The following is a 21,194-nucleotide window of genomic DNA, read 5'->3' on the forward strand; positions in this document are numbered from 1 at the left end:
AACAATATCAAGTTACCAAGATTCAAATGTTCAAAATAAAAAACTGGATTCCCGCCTTCACGGCGGAGACAATTGCAAAGTTTCGCAGAAACGAGGGGGAATTTCAAGGGTTTCTATACTTTTTGTCACAAGACGGACAATTTTCTTTGACAAAAGGCGGGATTAAGGTTAGATTTTCATTAACACTTGGCGCAAGCCACCGGGTAAGGCTTTGTTCAATCACAGAGGGTGATGCGATTCAGCCTTATGAGGAATTTTTGGCAGGGATGGTTTAGGCAGATAGCCGCTGTTTTCACAGGGTAGCGATTTAGAAAGGAGTGGAGCTGAGTTTGGCAACGAGGGAAGTTGAAAATATTTTCGCTGATATACTCGAACGAGCAAAAGCGCTTGACCCTGTCAATACCCGCACTTGGTTCGATAAGCTGACAGTTCTGCACCTGGACGGCGGCTCACTTGAGATTAACTGTCCTGATGAGGCCACGGTGCAGTTTTTACGCGATAACTGCAAAGGCAGTTTCACCCGCGCAGCCCAGCAGATAACAGGCCATCTTGTTGCGGTAGATTTCAGTGTCGAAGAGAAAAGAAGCTTTTTGCGCCGGTCCCGCCGGCGTGAGGGCGGACCTAACCTGCATCCCGATTATACGTTCGATAATTTCGTAGTAGGGCCGAGCAACCGCCTTGCCCACGCAAGCTGTGTCGCGGTAAGCCAGTCGCCGGGCAATACTTATAATCCGCTTTTTCTTTACGGCAACGCCGGTTTGGGCAAAACGCACCTTTTGCACGCTGTCTGCGGCGAAACCAAGCGGAAATCCGATAAGAAGGTAATTCAATTCGTAAGCTGCGAGGATTTTGTCAACAGGTTCATCAGGGCGATAGAAGAAGGAAACCTGGCGGGTTTTCAGAGCCAGTTTCGCACTGTTGATATGCTGGTTATAGATGATATTCAGTTTTTGCGTGAGCGGGAGCAAAGCCAGGAAGAATTTTTCCACACTTTTAACAGCATTTACAGCAACGGCAAACAAATCATACTCAGCGCCGACTGTCCGCCCAGCAATATTCCATCATTGGAAGAGCGGCTTATCAGCAGGTTTAACTGGGGACTGGTTGCGAGGATTGATGCGCCGAGCTATGAGACGAGAGTCGCAATCGTCCAGAAGAAAGCCCATCTTCGGGGCCTGAGTATCAGCGACGAAATAGCAGAATATATCGCCCGCAAGGTGCATGCAAATATCAGGGAACTGGAGGGGGCACTTACAACCATTTACGCTGTAGCGACCACTACCGGCGAGCAAATCACCTTAGAAATGGCCCAGAGGGCATTGAAGGGCCAAATTGAATCAGCTCCCCGACATATAAATATTACGGATATTATCGACGTGGTAACCTCTCATTTTGATGTTCGGCTCGCAGATTTGCAGAGCAAAAAGCGCAGCCAAAGTATAGCTGAGCCGCGTCAGATTTGTATGTATTTAGCGAGGAACCTGACGAAGCACAGCCTCGAGGAAATCGGCGGTCATTTGGGCGGCCGAGACCATACGACCGTTATGCACGCCTGCAGCAAGATAGGTGAGGCCAGCAACAGTGACCCCCAGATGCACTCACTTCTGAACGAACTGACAAAACAAATCACGCAAGCACCGCAAGCTTGAATGCAGTTAAGCGGAGAACTTCTCTGTTGAACCCATGCGGGAGCAAATAAAAAAGGCTGTGAGGTTTGGTTTTCTCACAGCCTTTTGATTTACAAACTGAAATCAGGATTTATGCCCTGCGTTTTCTAATCAAAGCCAGTCCGCCAAACCCAAGCAGAACTAACGTCATCGGCTCCGGTACAACCTGACTCTGGTCTGCAAAAATAGTTATAGTCAAACCGTTGGCCGCATTATAATTATCTGTCAGATAATCTGATATGTCAGTACCGCCATCGAGTGAGACATCACTATCAAGACCGGCAACATTATCGCTGCCCCAGGATAACGAAACTCCATAGAGGTCGGACCAATCCGGATTGACTTCGACATTTGAAATGGCCACCCAGGCCTTACCATCCAGAGCGCCGAATCCTGTTCTTCCTTCCCAGTATTTACCACCGAAGCCGCCGCCGGAATCCATACCGCCGCTGATTTTTATAGACCAGTTGGTATCCGAGACATTCCAGTCGTAAAGCTCGACTGACCAGCTACCGCCGACGAGGTCAAACCTTGCTCTTGTCGGGGCGGTTGCAGAATCATAACGGTTCCAGCCACAGTCAACTATGGTACTGTTAAATAAGTAGGCACTGGTGTCCGTTAAAGTAATGCTTGCATCACCGCCGCTCCAAATCAAACTGCCGGTACCCGCATTATAATTGGCGCTAGCACCCGTTGTGTAATTGATTTGGACATTGTCAACGGGAGCGGCAAACGCAGACAAGGGAAGCAAAACCAAACACACAATCAATAGTACAACAAATCTTTTCATTTCACTCCTCCTAAAAAAAGTACGAACGTTTTATAACACTATCTTATTTTCTTCCGAATAAATAATGTACCGCCGACCAACAAGAGTAAACTTGCAGGTTCGGGTATTCCCGTGAACTTAATATTTGAAATGCCCGAATGGGCGAAGTCTCCCGTTACAAAATTATTTGCCGAGGCGGTTTTAAGTGAAAGGTCCATCTTGGGGCCGGTCATAACAAGCGTATCGCCATTGGAAAGCAAAATCCCTGATGCCACACCAATGCTTCCCGGTACAAAATCCAGAAACAACGTTTTGTCAAATCGTCCTTCTTCGCCGAGAGTTTCCTGGAAAAACCAGCGGTCTTCACCGGTGGCGAGGGGGTCTTCATACAAAGGAACAAGAGTAGCCTCGAGGATCTGTTTGGCTGAAGTGCCGATTCCGCCATACACCCAAGTCGTACCTTTTCTTATTCCTCCTGTGATTCTTACGGTAACGCTTCCCTCGAAATAACCGGCTGCCCGGGTGGTGGACGAAACGTCTCGTTCAAGGTTCGGTAGAAATTCAAGTTTACCCAGAATGCTGGCATAAGAACCTGTATAGTCAAAAACATATAAACTGGCCAAGCTAATTGTGTCCGGGTTAAAATCAATGTGACCTGCACCGTCCGCATATCGATACCAGGGTTCAGTCCCCATAAAACTCAAATCCATCTTGTCAACATGAAGAGTCGTAGCCGAGGAAGGAAAAGAGAAAAGAAGAACAAACACTACCCCCGCCAACAGATTTCGTACCGTTACTCCCTTTACGTTTCTCATCTCACGTCTCCTCCTTGCGTTTATCCAAACCCTTACAGCACGTTCGGAAACAAAGCCTCTTTTTGCCCAGCCACCGTTTTGAGTGGTCTTGTCTTCCAAGAGGGCAGACCGTGCCATAGCAAACGCGCCGCCTAACAAAACGTATACTCTCTTTACTCTTTCCTTTGCGGGGCCGTACTAACTGAGACCCTCTTCATAACTAATTTTGTGGTGGAGTGAAGGCATGCTTCTCTCTGTTCACCACCTCTTCCTTAACCACTATCCTAAATCAAAAGTAGCAGTAAAGTCAACAGAAAAAGGTAAAAAACATGCGTTTTTTTAAATTTTTCCATATTTTTATGTTACCTTGATTTTTGGTCTAAAAATCGGCATTACCAGTCTGCAAGGGCTCCCATATTGCCCTGTGCGAGCCACATATCGAACATATTTATCCTTCCGTCTTTATTTATATCACACAGGTCGTCATACATCGCAAAATATGCCTCATTCGTCGTATTGAGCGTTCCTCCCATTTTGCCTTGTATCAACCATGTATCGAAGAAATTAACGCGGCCATCATTATTAGCATCGCCCGAAAGTGGTGACCATGCCTTTTTTTGGCCAGGCCCATATGCAATTTGCATCAAGGGGTCGCCGATTACAACCTCAGCCCAGCTCAAAAAGGGGATGGCAGTAAACGCCGCTTCCGCAAAAGCAAGGTCGGCAAAGCCGTCGCCATCCTCGTCGGCCAGTAAATTGTACTGCAAGTAGAGATTATCAATAACGGCTTCGGATACAGGTTCAAAGGCGTGCCCAATTGCGCCTGTGCCTCCTATACTTATAAAATCCACGATTTTACCCTGTGCTACTGGACTCGTTGCCACGTTAGAAAACATCGTTACGGCATTGAGGCTTTCGATTGATGCAAAAACAGCGCCGTTCGTGCACTTAAACAACGGCTCAGAAGCAGGACCTCCGTGCAGAAGATAATCTGCAGTGCTGTCTTCGTCGCCGTTACATCCGTAAGTGGCCAAAGCAATAATTGCCTGGCTTGGCTGTCTGTTCGGGTCAGTCGCAGCATAAGCATCGAGGTCCGCCTGAGTAAGACGACGGGCAGCTCTTTGGTCAAGCATCACCTCTAAGTTATATCCATAATCCATAAAGTTTATATTCAGATTGTTTGCATTAACCTGCTGATTAGTCAGGGCTATGTATGATTCCGTATAATCATATTTGATAAGCGCACTGCGAGCATCTGGGGGCTGATTAACTGCAGGGTCATAAACGATATAATTGGCCTGGCCGTCGAGATTATAAATCCGGTTCCTGTCGAGTGCTTTTGCCGGGGCATCGTCAAGCACAACAACCGCTCCGGCCGGATTAACACCGATATTCGGATTCGAGGCTCTTTTTGCTCTTTCAAGCATCGCCCGAACGGAGAAAATGGCGCTTTGCCCCTGGTTCTTGGGACCATCCAGCCTGCACGTAAGATAAATGTCTCCGGCGTTAAATGAGCGATTTATTGCTCCGTAAATAGCAGGGTCTGGCCAGGACCATTCGTTCTCACCCTCGATTTTCGGTGGCATGCCTGTAGCCTGATAGGCGTTCGTCCAGAGGAACGTATTACTGTCCGGCGGCAGCCGCTCGAAAAGACTGATGCTGCTTTGGCTGTATCCCTGATAAGGATTGACCATTCTGTTTTCCGGGCCGAAAGGATTGCTGCCGTAGTCGCTGTACCACAGGCAGGTCAACTCTGATTCAACAGACGCTATATCCACATTTGCCAAATTATTTTTTACCGTACCAGGATTGGAGCCGGCGGGATATATGGCGTTGCCATAAGCCGGGTCTGAATCTTTGATTCGATAAGGCATACCGGCGGTTGTGATAATTACTTTGATTGTGGTGATACGCTCGGGATAGTTTAAATCGGCCAAGTAATTGCGGACAGGTTCGGCAATCGAATCGTTGTATTGCTGCCGTGTGATTATCTCGTTTTCAGGGTTGCTTTGTGGACCGCTGCAATCGGCTAAACCAGACAGATACAGAACTTGAGACTCATTGATTCCCGGATAATATTTGCGGTAGAGTTTAGCAACATAACGACTTGTTGGGCTGTTTTCATTGACCAGAACTAATACGTCCGAAGGATGCAACTGCCCAATTGCAGACGTAGAAAACAGGGCAAGACAACAGAAAAGTATTGCCCCTCCCCCCGGAAAACTTCTCCCACTCTTAAGCTTGCTCCTATGGGGCATTTTTTATATGCACCCTACTTTCTCACGCACTCGTATTTACGTTCGTGTGATGAGCCGTTCATTCGACCGAGTGCAAATATAAGTAATCCTTTATGGACAAAATACGGAAAAATTATTTTCCGGAATCAATCCTTCGACTTCTAAATGCCAAACCTGTAATAACTGCCATAATCAGCAAACTCCCAGGCTCCGGTGCTACTATCGTAAAGACATTATTCCCAGGCAAGAACTGGATGTTGTCGGGATACATGTATGACGGCATACCCTCGTCATCGCGTAGAACCCCAAAAAATCCTGTTGTGTGAGTATAATCTGTGAGTTCATAAGTAACCTGCTCTCCTACATTACCGATTGCTTCAATTGTTACTTGAGCAAGCAGGCTAAAACCACCGATGCCGGTGTTGGAATCCGTCGGCCCCGGCGTAAAAACTCCCAATGCATATATATTGCCGTTTTTGTCAGCATTCAACGACGACCAACCAGAACCTGCGGCTATTGGAGTAGGGGCTATTAAAACAGGGTCAGCATTAACCTGAACCACACCGTCGGTATCGACAACCATATCGAGCTGCCAGACGTTCAGGCCATTACCTGCTTCTACTTCTTCTTCGATATGGGCCCAAATGCTGATGGTTGCTTCCTCGCCGAAAGCAAGGGTATTTTTATCCGCAGTTATTTGGAATAAAAGATTAGCAGAAGAAACAGCATTAAAGAAAAGAAGCACAAGCGTGGCAAAACAGACGAGCTTTGATTTGCTATTCATCACCACCATTCTACTCCTCCTCTGCTGTAGAAGTCATTTAGTATGACCCCTAAGCACACTCAAAACCAAAACTGTGTTTTTCTTCGATGGTTTAGAGCAAAATTTCAAAAGCTTAACAATTACCCAAACTACCATACGAAAAAGTAAAAATCAAGGGGAAATTCTTTAAATTCGCATTTTTTGCTTGAAGAAAGTCATTTTTTTCCAAAAGGTGTTTTTTTAAGCCAAAAACGCATCATTAACTTTGCTAATACCAACAATAGAGGGGGGTTATTTCCGCCCAGGTTCTGATAAAATAGGGAACCCAAAAGCTGTGAATCACTTCACAGCTTTTGGGTTTTTAGTTGATGTTTTAGTAGATTTAAGCGTTGCGTTTTCTTAACAGAGCAAGTGTTCCGAGGCCGAGCAGGCAAACCGTCGCCGGCTCCGGAGTATGCGGCGGTGTCGTCGGCAGTAGAATTAGGTAGTCCTGACCGGAGAGTGTGCTGGTTGCGGCAAGGTTCCAATCAAAGTATGCCGTGTCGCCGTTCAGCCCGCCAAGCCAGGAGTTAGCTGCAGCGGCCTGTTCGATACCTGTAGAGCGGAAACCTGTCCCGGTGCTCACATTCCAGGTGGCGGGGTTGCCATTCTGTTCGTAAACAATCTCCCATACAGCAGCACCGAAGGCTTCCGCCAGTCGTTTATTTGCAGTAGTCGGGTTGGTGACCCAGTTGGTGTCGAAATGTCTGCCCCAAAGCTCGCGAATGTAGTTGGCTTTGAGGGTCTGCATGGGCGTACCGTATTGAGCCGGCAGAGGCGCTTCGTCCAAGGGGACAACATTCTGCCAGCCATTATATGGTTCTTGAGGCAATTCTATACAGAAGCCCCAATCAGGAACCTGTGTACCCAAATCGGTGCCGCCTGCGTTGGTCCAAGAATAGATTCCGGTGTATACGGTTACGCCGGAAAGGCCGCCGCCCCAGATTGTGCCTGTGTCCGAAAGACTATTATTGTGATTCTTGGCGTTTACAGTTCCAAGAATAGTCGCACTTGCTGTCGAAGTTAGTGCGAGGCTTACAATAACTGCCGAACAAGCAATAATTAGCCATTTTTTTCTCATCATCTTCTTCTCCTTAATTTAGTACTAAGTATTATTAATACGGATTAAACATAAGCTGCTGCGAAAGGCGCAGCTTTTCAGCACATAAGCGGTTGGGCTGTTTAGACGCATTAAAGCATCGAAATAAAAAGAAAGGAGAACAGCTCTCGCATCGTTGGCAAAGACCGCCAGAGCAACTGTGGTTAGTAATTTTATACTTCTCATCTTCCTCTTTCCTTATAGTCCGGATGACTTTAGTTAGTATCCACGGACAATCAAACAGCAAGATTCCGTCCCAAATTTACTGTGATGGATACGAGGTGAAAATCCCTTGCCCCTCTACTTCTTCCAGCCCAGACCTTATAACAGCATTGTATCTGAAATGTTTTTACGAGTCAAGAAGTATCTACCCTATTTTGCCTATTTTATCTACTTTGCCATTTTTCTTTTGTTCGTCTTATAAAAACGTAATTTCAGGCGAAATTGGAAGGAAATAGTGCAGAAAAACTTTCGTAAGTATCACTGGACAGGAACAAAAAAAGCTGTGAATTGCTTCACAGCTTTTTGATTTTTGTTTTTGGTTAGGTTCTCGTTGATTTAAGTTTGTCGTTTTCTAAGCAAGGCCAACCCGCCAAGACCGAGTAATAATATTGATGCCGGTTCCGGTGTTATTTCATAGTAGGAGCTTCCGCTTGCCGTAGCTCCGGCGCTCAAAATAAACTGGAACTTGGACTGCATACTTGTAATAGTACCAGGCAGGGCTACTATCCCTGTGTCACCTCCTGAGTATGATGTGATAGGAGTGTTTACTAAGTACGCGAAATTAGTTGTATTATTGTAAAGCGCCTTATAAGCCTTGCCGCCCGAATAGCTGCCCCAGAGAGTACGGCCAGTAGGTCCAGTGACTAATACGCCTGCTTCGGCATAAGCTTCGGTGTTGCTGAGCGGGTCGAAAGTCATCTGAGGCGAGCTGAACGAAAAACTCGTGGCATACGTACCGGCTGTAACGGAAAATCCAAGGGTGACAACCGGGTCTCCCTGAAATGCGACTGTTAACCCATTAAGGTGTGCCAATATGAGTTCACCATTGTCTTCAGCCGCAATATCGATTCCCTCTGGGAAAAGGATATTTGAATTCCACGGAACTGGGACATTAGAATTTACAACCTGTTCCCAATAAGTTGGGTCGAATAAGCCGGGGTCTATAGTGCAGTAACCCGTATATCCTCCACCTTCAACTATTAGTTCTATCGCACCGGTACTTGTAAATCCCGCGACAGCTATATTGCAAAATGTGAAACAACAAAAGGCGGTGATTAAGAATGAAATGGATACGGATTGGACCTTTGCGGTCCGTCTTCTCTTCATCATCTCTCTACTCCTCTTCCTTTGCGAAACTGAACTAAAGCTGTTTTAGTAACAACTTTCGGGGTGAAGGAAAGACTGATGCTATTTCTCTCTTCACCACCTAACCCTCATCTTATGCCGGACGTGATAGTAAAGTCAACAAAAAAATGAAAAAATTCGTATTTTTTAATTTTTCCTCCAAAGCTGTTTTTTTGAGTCAAAAACGCATCATTTTAGTTTCGCTGATACTGATAGAAGAAATTGTTTAACCCGATGGTTATGGTATTGGCAGGCCGAGCTCGGCGAGGACCTTTTTCATATCCTCCCAGACCTTTTTGCGGTTCTCGGGTGAATAATTTCGTAAAAGGTAGGCGGTGTGGTATGTAGGCATAACTTTAACAGGGGCGCTGCCGAGGCCGGCATAGTATTCGTGGAATTGTCCCCGCAGCTGGCCGATAGGTGTGTTTGTGTTTAATAGCGTTCGTGCCGCGGGAGCACCCAGAGCTACGATGACCTCTGGATTTATTATCTCAATCTGCCTTTGAAGGTATGGAAAACAGTTTATTATTTCCTCTGCTCGCGGCTCACGATTTTCAGGCGGCCGACACTTCACGATGTTGGCGATGAAGACTTCTTCGCGTTTTAGTCCGCAGGCAGCAATTATCTTATTCAGCAGCTGTCCGGCTCTTCCGACAAAAGGCCTTCCCTGGGCGTCTTCATCGGCTCCGGGGCCTTCGCCGACAAAAAGTATGCGGGCTTTCGGATTACCCTCGCCTGGCACGGCATTAGTTCGCAGCGAACCAAGGTCGCATTTGCGGCATTGGCGGACCTCATCGGCGATTTTTTCAAGCTCTACAGCTGCATTGGCGGAAGCTGCGCTATCCTGCTGCGGTTTTGGTTCCGAAGGTTTGGCTTTGAGGGTAAAGCTGCCGGTGAAGAAATCCTCCATTTCAAGGTGCTGACGGACAGTTTTGTTTATATCTATTTCTTTTTCCATTATGGAATATTGTAGCCGATTTTCAGGGGTATTCAATAAAAAAGGACGCCTGTTAAAAAGAGGCGTCCTTTTAGAATTTGTAATCAGGATTTTTTATACGAGTCCCTGATCGAGCATCGCGTCGGCGACTTTGGTGAAGCCGGCGATATTTGCTCCCATTACGAGATTGCCTGGCTGGCCGTATTCTTCGGCGGCATCGTAGCACTGCTTGTGAATGGCAATCATAATGTTGTGAAGGCGTTCATTGACCTCCTCACGTGTCCATGAGAGCCGCATTGAATTCTGCGACATTTCCAGGCCGCTGGTGGCAACGCCGCCGGCGTTTGATGCCTTGGCCGGGCCGTATAGTATCTTTTTATCGATGAATAGTTCAGCAGCTTCCGGCCTGGTCGGCATATTGGCTCCTTCTGCGACGAGGATACAACCGTTCTTCAGGAGGGTTTTCGCATCGTTCTCGTCTATCTCGTTTTGTGTTGCACTGGGGAAGGCGCAATCGCATTTAATTTCCCAGGGGTATTTGCCCTCACGATATTCTACGCCGAACTTAGCGGCGTATTCCTTGATGCGTCCGCGCCGTACGTTTTTAAGCTCAAGGACAAAGGCAAGTTTTTCCTCATCGATTCCAGCCGGGTCATATATTGTTCCGTTGGAGTCGGAAAGGCTGACGACTTTTGCGCCAAGTTGATTAAGTTTTTCTACGGTGTATTGTGCGACGTTTCCAGAACCTGAGACTGTACAAACTTTATCCTCGAAGCTTTCGCCTTTGGTTTTCAGCATTTGTTCGGCGAAATATACACAGCCGTATCCGGTTGCTTCGGGACGAATGAGCGAGCCGCCCCATTTAAGGCCTTTACCGGTAAGGACACCGGTGAACTCGTTGCGAAGACGTTTGTATTGGCCGAACATAAATCCAATTTCCCGACCGCCAACTCCGATATCGCCTGCCGGGACATCAGTGTCAGGACCGATATGACGGAAAAGCTCGGTCATAAAACTCTGGCAGAATCGCATAACTTCGCTGTCGCTTTTGCCTTTAGGGTCGAAGTCTGAACCGCCTTTGCCTCCGCCCATCGGCAGGGTGGTGAGAGCGTTTTTGAATATCTGCTCGAACCCGAGGAATTTGAGGATGCCGGCATTAACAGTGGGGTGGAATCTTAGGCCGCCTTTATATGGTCCAAGCGCGCTGTTGAATTCAAACCGGAATCCCCTGTTGACGTGGATATTTCCCTTGTCATCCTGCCATGGCACGCGGAACATAATCTGTCTTTCCGGCTCGACAACCCTGTCAAGGATTTTGGCATCGACGTATTCGGGATGTTTTTTGAGGACTGGCTCCAAACTATCAAGCACTTCTTTTACGGCCTGATGGAACTCCACTTCGCCGGGATTACGTTTTAGAACTTGCTCATAAACGGTCTTTATAATAGTGTTTTCAGCCATTTGAGAGATCTCCGAAAAATAAATTTCTATCTTCTATGACTAACTTTTATAATAAGTTACGCTAATGAAAAATCCAAGTATTTGTTTTGAATACGGCTCAAAGATGCAATAATATATACTATTTAGATGACGTTTAGCAAAGGATTAATAATAATATAATTTATTAGATAGGCTTATAATGCATATAGAAACGTTAAAGATATTCTGCGATTTAGTTGAGCTGGAGAGCTTCTCAAAAACCGCTGAAAAACATTTTCTAAGTCAATCTGCGGTTTCTCAGCAGCTTGCACAACTGGAACTGGTTCACAAGGTTCAACTGCTGGACAGAAAGAAAAGGCCTCCGGCCCCGACCGCAGCGGGTCAACTGCTTTATGACGCCTGCAAGGACATCATTGGAAGATACGAGCAATTCAAAAGAGAGCTGAACGCTTTGCAAAAACCTTCCGCAGGAAGAGTCAACGTGGCTGCGATATACAGTATCGGTATGCATACTCTTCCGGACTATGTTAAAAAATTCATGGTCAAGTATCCGGATGTTAATGTCCATATTGAATATTTAAGCTCCGGCCGGATTTATGAATTGGTTCTGTCCGGCGAAGCAGATATTGGTCTTGTAGCTGTTCCAAGAAGAGATAAAAGACTGGAAGTGTATGATTTTATTGATGAGCCGTTAGTTTTGGTCTGCAGTCCTAAGCATCCCTTAGCAGGTGAATCACAAATCGATGTCCATAAAGTGCAATTTGAGAAATTCATCGCCTTTGAGAAAGATACTCCCACCCGCGGCCTGATAGACAGTATCCTACAGCGTTACAGTATTTCTGTTCGCCCTGTGATGGAGTTCGATAATACGGAAACCATTAAACGAGCGATAGAGATAAACGCGGGGATAAGCATATTGCCTGAGAACACGATAGTCCAGGAAGTCAGCAGCGGAACAATAAAGGCGATACCGTTTTCGAATGAGAGATTTATCAGGCCGACCGGCATAATCGTTCGCAAGGATAAACTTTTGGGGATGGCCAGCCGGTACTTTATTGAGCTGCTTCGCAAAAAATCGTAAAACGAGATACGAGGTATGTCTATCAAAGCTGTGATATTTGATTTGGATGGGACGATAACCCAACCGTTTTTTGACTTTGATGCCATTCGTGAAGAGATGGGGCTGGATAAAAATTCCGGTCCAATTCTGGAATCGATGCAGAAGATGTCGCCGAGTCAGCGCAAAGATGCAGAAAGGATATTGCACTATCACGAAGAAAAGGCGGTGATGGAATCCAAGCTTAACGACGGCACCAAGAAAACACTTGAATCGCTTCGCAAGGCAAAAATTAAAATCGGGATTTTGACACGTAATAAAAGTTACAATGCGCTTGCTATCGCTGAAAAGCACGGACTGCAATTCGATGCTATTGTTGACAGGGACGACGGTCCGGTCAAGCCGGATGCATTCGGTGTGCTGCGGATATGTGAGAAGTTTGGCATAAGGCCGCAAGAAGCCTTAATGGTCGGCGATTATCTTTTCGATTTGCAGTGCGCCAAGGCCGCTGGCGCTGTTGCGGTACTTTTGACCAATCACGAGCGGGCGGATGAATTTGCAAAGCAAGCGGATTTTTGTATTGAAAGAATAGACCAGATACTTGAGATTGTTGAGAAATCAGATGACAGGAGTAAAATCGGCTGATGAATGAAAAGATAATAACGAGAATTTTTTATCTGTCGGCAGCAACAATGGGAGTGTGGGTGGTGAGCTGTTTGGCTAAACAGACAGATTCTAATTTGGCGGCTAAGCCGCAGGTAGAAATAGTTTTGGAACAATTAAAGAAGCAAACCGCCGAGCTGAAATCTTACCAGAGTCATATTGAATATAAATTCATTCAGCCGTTATTGGAATCAGAAACGCTAAAGAAGGGCGTTCTGTATTATCAAGGGTCGCAGGGGAAATCGGCGCTGAGGATAAATTTTCAATCGCTTAAGCAGGATGAGGAAGAGGAACAGAAATACATCGAGCAGTATATTTTCGACGGCGTCTGGCTGACGCTCATTGACTACCAGATTAAAGAAGTCAAACGTTATCAGAGGGCTGAGCCGGACGAGCCGGTTGATGCTTTTGAGCTGGTCGGGGCAAGTTTTCCCATAATCGGCTTTAGTAAAGTGGAAGACCTTAAAAAGGAATTTGAAATAGGGCTGGTCGAGTGGGTTGAAGCAAAGGAGTTTATTCAGCTGCATTTGAAGGTCAAGGCGGATTCGACTTATAAGGACGATTATACTTCTATTGACTTCTGGATTGATAAGAAGATGCATCTGCCGGCGAAAATTGTCGCGGTTTCAACCGAAGACGATATTTATGAGATAAAATTTCTTCAGCCGAAGGTCAATGAGAAGATTGATAAAAAGATCTTTGACTTAAAAATCCCTGACGGATTCAATGTTGAAACAGAGCCGCTTAAATAAGAAAGACAAAAATAAATAGAATGGAAAGGAATGAAAATGGCAAAAGGGATAGTTGTTTATTATTCGAGAAGCGGAAATACGAAAGAAATGGCGGATCTGATAGCCCAGTCAATGAATGAGGCCGGTCTGCCGACCGACTGCAAATCTGTCGAGAAGGTCAAGGCAGATGACCTGCTCAAATATGACGCGATAGTCATCGGCTCGCCGACCTATTACGGCCATATGGCAGGGCCTATTAAGCAGTTGTTCGACGACATGGTTGCCTTCCATGGCCAACTCGACGGCAAAATAGGGGCGGCCTTTAGCAGCGCAGCAAATATCGGCGGCGGTAACGAAACTACAATCATAGGCATAATAGAAGCGATGCTCATCGCCGGTATGGTTGTCTGGGGCGACCCGCAAGGCGATCACTACGGGCCGGTATCTATCAGTAAGCCCGATGAGAGGGTTAAACGGCAATGCCAGCGGCGGGGGCAGAGAATTGCAGAATTAACGAAAAAACTCCATTAAATTTACGTTGTGAAGGCACCAGGGCACAAATGGATAGGGGGAAAGTTGTATAAGTGCTTATATATTATGGTCTTAAGCGGTTTTTTGCCTTAATGGTAAAAAGTGAAAAAATGTGTGTTTTTTTGCGAAAAAAAGCATTTTTCTTTGACAAAATGACGGCGGGCGGTTAGCTTTTTAGCGTTTTTAGCTGGAAAATAGCAGTTTTAACCTACGAAGTGGAGGTTTATTTTGATGCAAGAGTATGAAGCTCTAAAAGCACTGGTTGCAGAAACAGAAGCTGACATCAGCAAAGCCGAAGGCGGAAACAAGGCAGCAGGGACGCGCGTCCGCAAACAAATGCAGAAGATAAAACAAGCTTCTCAAGTTGTTCGCAGCCGCATTCTCGAAATCAGGTCAGCCGAGTAGATTAGCACTAGTAATTGAAAACACGGACGGTTGTGCATATTTCAGTCTGGTTCCGACCGGATAGTCGGCTTGTTGAAACCGGCGGGATAGGGGTGTTTTGAGTGCGCAGAGCGTTTCAGTATAGGTTCAGTTATGCCACCTGCATTATTGTTTGATTTAACTCAAATAGACCTTACGGCAAAGCCAGTCTTCGACAAAGAATCGATTGGCAAAGTAAATCCCCAAAGGTTTGAGATGCAACAGCTTGATGGTATCCTTTGGTATGACAAAGAAAAAATGCTGGTTCTGGGTTATAAGGATATAACGGAGAACGAGTTCTGGATTCGGGGCCATATTCCCGGTCGGCCGCTGATGCCGGGGGTGATAATGATAGAATGTGCAGCGCAGCTGCTCAGCTTCTTCGTCAGGTATATTTTAGGCGAGGATGTTTTCATAGGCTTTGCAAGCATCGATTCCGCTAAGTTTCGAGCAACTGTTCTGCCGGGACAACGACTGCTGCTATTGGGCAGAATTACGAAATTCCGGCCGGGGCGCAAATATGACGCTTATATTCAGGGCATTGTCGATGATAAAATGGCCTTTGAGACCGAGGTTTCGGGAATGGCGGTTTGAATTGTAGTGAAATTGGTGTGGCAGGTGTAATTGTTCTGCATATCGCCATCAGTGCCAATTACCTCTCATACACTGCCTAACCGGTCGTGGAGGTAGAAGAATCTGGCCGCATTGTAACTGCCGTTATGCTGCGCTAAAATCTGTGAATCTGCGTAAATATATGTCTTCTTGATAGCCATATTGTCATTCGGGTCAAGCTCAAGCAATATCGTAGGCAGTTCTCCGAAGATGTCAACTTACAAAGTCTCCGAATCATTACGCCTCTACACCATCAATCCCAAAACCAATACTTCCAAAGGGCGCCTAAAAATACTATTAAAAAATTAACACCTACAACGATAGGAAGAAGTAAACGTTTAATAATAATCGCACCGTTTCTAACCTCACGAACAAGAACAGATTCAATGGGATTCTTGTTGTTTACGAAACAGACTGTTTCATCCTCTAATGAATAAGGGCCTTTAACCTCTTTTCCGGCTTTTCTTGTCTTTTTTATTTCCTCTTTTTCCTTCCCGCCTATTACCTTATTTTTCTCTACAATATTGTACCTGCTGGATGTATATAGACTTCCTTTGTATTCATACTCGTAAGAAATAACCCGATAGAAAATCGGAGGGTTAGCCATAGGATGAACATCTAACTTCACATTTTTTATTAGGCAGGGCACCTCAATCCAATTCTTAACTCCTTTCACATCTTTGTTTGTCTTCGACAAGGTGAGCAAAAACCAAATAACACAAACCGACACTACTGTCGCAGAGACTATCGCTTGTTTTTTATATCGACTCTTATAATGTCTGTTCTGTTCTTCTCGTTCCACAATCAATCCCGGAGGAAACGTTCACCCCAACTACTGAGATAATTCTCGAAATTTTTCATTGACGGATCATCAAGCAGCCAATCCAAATTGCCACTAGCTATATCCCCTGCCAGATAATCACCAAACTTAATTAACTTGTCCTGAAGTACGGTATCCGTCAGGTTCGAACCAACAAAGTTTACAATACCAACAATTCCGCGTATGCCGGCCCGTGTTAATCCTCCTTCAAACTGTGCCATTAAGAGTTCTGCCTGAATTGCCTGATTCATGCCCATAATATTAAATATCTCACTTGCTTTCGCTGATTCTCTAAATAACGTTGTTGAAAACGCACAATCCAATTTTCGAAGACTACCCAGAATACCGTTAACTACAAGAGTTTCCGCATAGCTTATCTCTCGCCCACTCGGATCAGTGTGGTTTATCGGGTTATTTAAACAATACAGATATTTGTGCAGCGTCAACGGTTCTTCGAACTTGCCAGATTCCGGGTCTCTTCCCGTAAAGCGCATCAGCGCAGGGTCGTATTGGCGGGCGCGGAGATAGTATTGGTTGATTTCACTGTCGTAATACTGTCCAGTATATTTAAAACTATTCTCTGTGTTCTCTGTGCACTCTGTGGCAAAGGATTCACCGAAGGGATTATAGGTGTAACTATTTTGCGTTGCACCTTGATTGTTGATAACAAGTCGCGCGCTGCCTAAACGGTCGTGGAGATAGAAGAATCTGGCCGCATTGTGGCTGCCATTATGCTGGGCTAAAATCTGTGAATCCGCGTAAATATATGTCTTCTTGATAGCCATACTGTCATTTGGGTCAAGCTCAAGCAATATCGTAGGTAATTCTCCAGATATGTCAACAACATACTTTCTTCGCGTCGTTGTCTGGCCTGAAACGGTCGATTGCCGCCAGACGCGGTTGCCGAACGGGTCATATTTTAGCGAGATTGAATCAGAGCCGGCTGTCGCAGAGCGCAGCTTGCCTTCCCAGTTGTATACGAAGGAGAATGAAGGCTTGGCGGTAAGCCGGCCGTTTTCGTCCCACGTAAGCGCATCATTGCCGGCCTTGGTCATAATGTCGCAGTCGTAGATATCGCTGTCGCCTGCGGTTTTATCGTATTCGTAATCGGTATCGACGCTGTTGAGAGTCTTTGTTTCTATTACGAACTCTAAAAGATATGCCAAATATTCAATAGCCCCAAGGGGATTCGAACCCCTGTTGCCGGGTTGAAAACCCGGTGTCCTAGACCGGCCTAGACGATGGGGCCAAGCATTTTATTCCATAGTGATGGCTTCGACGGGGCAGCTATCAACACAAACGCCGCAATCGATGCAAGCGTCAATATCCACTACCGCCTTACCATCAACCATCTTTATTGCCTCACTCGGGCACTCTGGAACGCAGGATTCACAACCTGTGCATTTTTCTTTGTTTACTTTAGCAGGCATTTTCATAACCCTTTCAAAAACGAATAAAAACCTACCATATCCCATAAGGGATGCCTTCCGGCATAAAAGACGAAATGTTACAGAATTATGTTCATATTACAATATAAATTTTTACAAATCAAGGGGATTGCCCCAATTTTTGAGGGGGAAACGGATGATTTGGGTCTCCTGTTCCTGGCTTTAAGCCTGAGGATGTCAATCATCGGTTCTGAAGGGCGAAGCGGGGAGGCCCGTCTGATTATATAAATTTGCGCCTTCAGGATTGTCGGCCCAGGCATAGCGGACGGCAACAGGGTTGGGCACAGAGTTGTTCCAGACGATGATTTTGTCGCCTTGGATTTTGGCATTTGCCCAGACGAATTTTTTGTCGGCACCGGCAATGGCGAAATATTTCAGGTTGCTGTCTTTTGCAATTAAGCCGCCGTCGGTATTTGTAAACGTGAGAGTGATTTTGTTGCCATCTGTTGTCATAGATTGGTAAATCGGGCCTGAATAGATGACGTCTTTCTCGCCATAAGCGAGGTTTTCGGCAGCGAGGGCGAGGCGTTTGCCGACGTCTTCCTTATTCAAGGGATGAATATCATTCCATTCACCGATATCGATGGTGACAGCCATTGCAGTGTTGGGGATAGCGAGAGTTTTAAGCTGAGCTTCCCGTAGTTCTGCCCAGCCGCTTTCGGAGGGCTGGTCTTTAGCTGCCATGAAAGAGGTCAGCTGGACATACAGGAAGGGGAAATAGCCCTGGTTCCATTTTTGTCTCCAGTCGGCTATCAGAGTGTAGAAGAGTTTTTGATATGCAGACGGATTTCTGCTGGCGTTGGATTCGCCCTGATACCAAATCACACCTTTAATGGAGTAATTGAGGAGCGGGGCTATCTCTCCATTATATAAGCCTACCGGCTGCCAACGAACAAAGGTCGTCGGCGGGATGGGGTCCATAGTGACACCTAATTTATACTGCCACATGCCTTTTAAGTCGATAGTCTGGCCTGCCCCAACCAACTGGTAAAGTTTCTCGGTGACGAAGCCGCCGCGTGCCCAACTGTTACAGTTGATGACCCTTACGACGATGGTATTTTTGCCTTCCTTTAGGAGGTCGGCGGGGATTTTGTATTTTCTGGGGGGCCATTCGTAGGTGATTGCTCCGACCTTTTTGCCGTTAAGGTAAGTTTCGTCGCCGTCGACAATTCTGCCGAGCCAAAGCCGAGCGGGTTTTCCGGCCATAGAGGCAGGGACATTAATATCTTTTCTGAACCAGACGACGCCCTTAACAGGGCCGAGGGGGCCATCAGCCCAGTGGCCGGGGACATCCATTGTTGCCCACTGCGAGGCATCATAGGTTGGGTCGAACCATGGTTTTTCGCCGGGAGCAATACCTTTGTCGGTCTGGTTGAGACGGCCATACCAAGCATCACTGGCAGCCTTATCTCCATCTTCGACTTGCTTAATGTAGGCGGGGTCTTTGAATTTTTGCAGTGTTGCAAGGTCCTCCGGAAAGGCCTTTAAGGCGTCCTCGCTCATCCAGGCCTGTGCCGGCGAGCCGCCAAGACTTGCATTTATAAGGCCGATTGGGACGTGGTATTTCTGGTACAATTCCTTTGCGAAAAAATAGCCAATGGCTGTGAATTTAAAGATAGTTTGGGGATTAGCCGATGCCCAGGTGCCCGATTCGAGGTCATCATGGGGGGCGTCGAAGTAATACTTATCAGGAACCTCGAATTGCCTTATAGAGTTATTGTCGGAATTAGTTATTTCGTTGGGGTATTTATCTTTTACCCTTTCCATTGTCAGTTCCATATTCGATTGTCCGGAGCAGACCCACACATCGCCGATGAGGATATTTTTCAGGGTTATATTGTTGGCGGCTTTAATTTCCATATTGTAAGGGCCGCCGGCTTTTGATGGAGAAAGCGTTGCCGTCCATTTACCATCTGGGTCGGCTGCGGCGGAATACATTTTACCGTTAAAGTCGATGGTTACCTTTTCGCCTGCGTCGGCCCAGCCCCAAATTTTTACATTAGCGTCTCTTTGTAACACCATACCATCGCTGACCAGTCGCGGAAGCCTGACATTGCAAAAGGCTATCTGACAAATCAGCAATACATAACAGCATAATGCCGAGCCAAGTGTTCTTGCATTCAAGTTCATAAACAATCTCCATTTGGGTTTTTATTAGTTGAAACAAGAAAGTTATTTTGGGGCGAATTTTTTGCGGTAGTCCAAAGGGCTCATTCCTTTTTGCTGCTTGAAATAACGAGCAATATTATTAGCTGCATAGGGATACCCCAGTAACTTTGCAATCTGGGACACGGATAAATTTGTGCCAATCAACATATTAGCCATCTGATTAATGCGGGTATATTTGATTTCTTCGTGTATTGAGTGGTTTAGGACTTTGCGGAAATGCTGCTCGAGGGCTCTGCGAGAGAGGCCAACCGCCTGAGCAACATCGCCGACCTGGATTATCTCTCTGGAATGCCTGCGAATAAAGCTGATGGCTTCTGCGACATCCTTGTCTTCTATGGCCATAATGTCCGTAGATTGTCTAGTTACGACGTGCAAAGGCAAGATGGTAACTTCTTTTTCATTTTCTGTTATTTTCTGGTTCCTCATCAGCTTATCGAGGATTTTCGCAGCTTCGTAGCCAGCTCTTTCGGTGCTTAAAGCTATGCTTGATAACTGTGGATAAGAGAAATTGCAGATTAATTCGTCGTTGTCAACGCCGAGAATAGCCACATCGTCGGGGATTTTACATTCTGCGATTTTACAGGCCGCCAGTATATCCAGGCCACGGTCGTCATTACAAGCCATCAGGGCGACAGGCTTTGGCAAAGACTCGAGCCAGGCGGCGATGAGGGACTGCTCTTTGGCTGGCTTGCGCAGATGCTTTGCTCCTGGTTGCTGGTAAACAGAAGTCTGGAAGCCGGACTCGGCGAGGATGCGTTTAAAACCATCGCACTTTTGCTGAGACCAAATCATATCGTCGAAGCCACAGTAGGCAAAATTTCTGAAGCCGCGTTGAATAAAATACTCAGCTGCCATACGACCAGCGTCGATTTCATCGGTGGAGAGGCGACAGGCTTTGTGTTTTGGCTTATCCAAACCGCAAATAACGGCCGGTAGGCCTAGATTAACGATACTGTCAATGAAATCAGGGTCCCAAGTGTGGGCAATAACGCCGTCCGCATCTATGTCCGTGAGCCATTTGTGCGATTTTTCTTTGTCCTGTCTGTAGAACTCCGGCTTCATATAGTAGAGCCAGTGCCCGTGAAGGTTGGAATACTGGATAATGCCGTGGAGCAACCCTCTGCCGAAGCTTCTTGACCTTTCGATGATTAATATAACTTTGGGAATTTTTAACATATATTTGTTATTATACTATATCTTTCTATGCTGTGTCTATAAGGAATTATGCGCAAAATGATGTTATTTTTGCGCATAATAACGGCCCGTTTGGGGCCGGAGTATGTATAATTACTATAGTGTGCTATTAGGCTATATTACTGCTGTTATTTAATGCCGTGTTTGCAACAGGGTTAATCCTCGTGTCGAGCATAAGCAAGAGGAGCACTTTGGGTGAAAGTTGAAGAGGAAGGTGTTCGTTGATGTTAAGCCAAAAAACAATTAATCATTTCATTAATAAAGCAAATAAACATTTCGTTAATAATTACAATCTAATTTTTTAGGAGAAATACCATGTATAGAAAATTTCTGTTTTTAGCCACTCTCGTCCTGGTGCTAAGCCTGGTATGCAGCAGCTACGGCGCAGATACCACTGCTCCAAGGCCGGTCCCTGCGAAGTGGCGGATTGTCCCGATAACACTTGGGCCAACCT

The 21,194-nt window shown here is 46.0% G+C and carries 23 protein-coding genes and 1 tRNA gene; 8 read left to right on the plus strand and 16 right to left on the minus strand.

The genetic code is table 11. The annotated features are described in order from the left end of the window. The first annotated feature begins 26 nt into the window (after positions 1-26). Both PHG53_10025 and dnaA read left to right on the plus strand, forming a co-directional pair. On the plus strand, positions 27-275 hold the full coding sequence (locus tag PHG53_10025; protein ID MDD5381955.1) for a hypothetical protein: 249 nt from the start codon (positions 27-29) through the stop codon (positions 273-275). A gap of 54 nt (positions 276-329) precedes the next feature. Continuing rightward, positions 330-1,649, plus strand: a complete 1,320-nt coding sequence (dnaA, locus tag PHG53_10030; protein ID MDD5381956.1) for a chromosomal replication initiator protein DnaA — start codon at positions 330-332, stop codon at positions 1,647-1,649. Between the two features lie 109 nt (positions 1,650-1,758). Here dnaA and PHG53_10035 read toward each other — a convergent pair whose 3' ends face one another. The 9 genes from PHG53_10035 to gdhA all read right to left on the minus strand — a co-directional run bounded on the left by PHG53_10035 (position 1,759) and on the right by gdhA (position 11,113). Then, a complete protein-coding gene (locus PHG53_10035) occupies positions 1,759-2,457 on the minus strand; it encodes a PEP-CTERM sorting domain-containing protein (GenBank protein ID MDD5381957.1) in 699 nt (232 codons plus the stop codon). A 38-nt stretch (positions 2,458-2,495) separates the two neighbouring features. After that, the gene (locus PHG53_10040) at positions 2,496-3,251 is read right to left on the minus strand and encodes a PEP-CTERM sorting domain-containing protein (GenBank protein MDD5381958.1); all 756 of its coding nucleotides are present in this window, start codon (positions 3,249-3,251) and stop codon (positions 2,496-2,498) included. 371 nt (positions 3,252-3,622) lie between these two features. After that, on the minus strand, positions 3,623-5,386 hold the full coding sequence (locus PHG53_10045) for a dockerin type I domain-containing protein (protein ID MDD5381959.1): 1,764 nt from the start codon (positions 5,384-5,386) through the stop codon (positions 3,623-3,625). Positions 5,387-5,600: 214 nt separating this feature from the next. After that, entirely contained in the window at positions 5,601-6,260 is a 660-nt protein-coding gene (locus PHG53_10050; GenBank protein MDD5381960.1) for a hypothetical protein, read from the minus strand. Between the two features lie 352 nt (positions 6,261-6,612). After that, complete coding sequence (locus PHG53_10055) at positions 6,613-7,353, minus strand: PEP-CTERM sorting domain-containing protein (protein ID MDD5381961.1); 741 nt, start codon at positions 7,351-7,353, stop codon at positions 6,613-6,615. A gap of 21 nt (positions 7,354-7,374) precedes the next feature. Beyond that, positions 7,375-7,554: a hypothetical protein gene (locus PHG53_10060; GenBank protein ID MDD5381962.1), complete on the minus strand. Its 180-nt coding sequence runs from the start codon at positions 7,552-7,554 to the stop codon at positions 7,375-7,377. 372 nt (positions 7,555-7,926) lie between these two features. After that, the gene (locus PHG53_10065; GenBank protein ID MDD5381963.1) at positions 7,927-8,700 is read right to left on the minus strand and encodes a PEP-CTERM sorting domain-containing protein; all 774 of its coding nucleotides are present in this window, start codon (positions 8,698-8,700) and stop codon (positions 7,927-7,929) included. A gap of 253 nt (positions 8,701-8,953) precedes the next feature. Next, positions 8,954-9,673, minus strand: a complete 720-nt coding sequence (locus PHG53_10070) for a uracil-DNA glycosylase (protein ID MDD5381964.1) — start codon at positions 9,671-9,673, stop codon at positions 8,954-8,956. Between the two features lie 93 nt (positions 9,674-9,766). Next, the gene (gene gdhA / locus PHG53_10075) at positions 9,767-11,113 is read right to left on the minus strand and encodes an NADP-specific glutamate dehydrogenase (GenBank protein ID MDD5381965.1); all 1,347 of its coding nucleotides are present in this window, start codon (positions 11,111-11,113) and stop codon (positions 9,767-9,769) included. A 178-nt stretch (positions 11,114-11,291) separates the two neighbouring features. On the opposite strand from gdhA, the gene PHG53_10080 reads away from it, so the two are divergent. From PHG53_10080 to PHG53_10105, 6 genes are all read left to right on the plus strand, one after another. Further along, complete coding sequence (locus PHG53_10080; GenBank protein MDD5381966.1) at positions 11,292-12,173, plus strand: LysR family transcriptional regulator; 882 nt, start codon at positions 11,292-11,294, stop codon at positions 12,171-12,173. A gap of 15 nt (positions 12,174-12,188) precedes the next feature. Beyond that, the gene (locus PHG53_10085; protein MDD5381967.1) at positions 12,189-12,794 is read left to right on the plus strand and encodes an HAD family hydrolase; all 606 of its coding nucleotides are present in this window, start codon (positions 12,189-12,191) and stop codon (positions 12,792-12,794) included. Then, positions 12,794-13,564, plus strand: coding sequence for a hypothetical protein (locus PHG53_10090; protein ID MDD5381968.1), 771 nt, complete (start codon positions 12,794-12,796; stop codon positions 13,562-13,564). The genes PHG53_10085 and PHG53_10090 overlap by 1 nt, the downstream gene beginning before the upstream one ends. A 36-nt stretch (positions 13,565-13,600) precedes the next feature. Beyond that, entirely contained in the window at positions 13,601-14,074 is a 474-nt protein-coding gene (locus PHG53_10095) for a flavodoxin domain-containing protein (protein ID MDD5381969.1), read from the plus strand. A 231-nt stretch (positions 14,075-14,305) separates the two neighbouring features. Continuing rightward, complete coding sequence (locus PHG53_10100; GenBank protein MDD5381970.1) at positions 14,306-14,479, plus strand: histone H1; 174 nt, start codon at positions 14,306-14,308, stop codon at positions 14,477-14,479. A 132-nt stretch (positions 14,480-14,611) separates the two neighbouring features. Next, positions 14,612-15,091, plus strand: a complete 480-nt coding sequence (locus PHG53_10105) for a beta-hydroxyacyl-ACP dehydratase (GenBank protein ID MDD5381971.1) — start codon at positions 14,612-14,614, stop codon at positions 15,089-15,091. Between the two features lie 65 nt (positions 15,092-15,156). Here PHG53_10105 and PHG53_10110 read toward each other — a convergent pair whose 3' ends face one another. From PHG53_10110 to PHG53_10140, 7 genes are all read right to left on the minus strand, one after another. Beyond that, positions 15,157-15,297 (minus strand): hypothetical protein, encoded by a 141-nt coding sequence (locus PHG53_10110; GenBank protein MDD5381972.1) that lies wholly within the window; start codon positions 15,295-15,297, stop codon positions 15,157-15,159. Between the two features lie 65 nt (positions 15,298-15,362). Next, entirely contained in the window at positions 15,363-15,911 is a 549-nt protein-coding gene (locus tag PHG53_10115; protein ID MDD5381973.1) for a hypothetical protein, read from the minus strand. Positions 15,912-15,913: 2 nt separating this feature from the next. Then, the gene (locus PHG53_10120) at positions 15,914-17,095 is read right to left on the minus strand and encodes an RHS repeat-associated core domain-containing protein (GenBank protein ID MDD5381974.1); all 1,182 of its coding nucleotides are present in this window, start codon (positions 17,093-17,095) and stop codon (positions 15,914-15,916) included. An 8-nt stretch (positions 17,096-17,103) separates the two neighbouring features. Next, positions 17,104-17,178 (minus strand) — tRNA-Glu (locus PHG53_10125). 7 nt (positions 17,179-17,185) lie between these two features. After that, complete coding sequence (locus PHG53_10130) at positions 17,186-17,359, minus strand: 4Fe-4S binding protein (GenBank protein MDD5381975.1); 174 nt, start codon at positions 17,357-17,359, stop codon at positions 17,186-17,188. A gap of 195 nt (positions 17,360-17,554) precedes the next feature. Continuing rightward, positions 17,555-19,507 (minus strand): sialate O-acetylesterase, encoded by a 1,953-nt coding sequence (locus PHG53_10135; protein ID MDD5381976.1) that lies wholly within the window; start codon positions 19,505-19,507, stop codon positions 17,555-17,557. A gap of 42 nt (positions 19,508-19,549) precedes the next feature. Continuing rightward, on the minus strand, positions 19,550-20,722 hold the full coding sequence (locus PHG53_10140) for a DNA-binding transcriptional regulator (protein MDD5381977.1): 1,173 nt from the start codon (positions 20,720-20,722) through the stop codon (positions 19,550-19,552). Positions 20,723-21,194: the final 472 nt, after the last annotated feature.

It is taken from the genome of Phycisphaerae bacterium (genome assembly GCA_028714855.1).
Taxonomy (GTDB): domain Bacteria; phylum Planctomycetota; class Phycisphaerae; order Sedimentisphaerales; family Anaerobacaceae; genus CAIYOL01.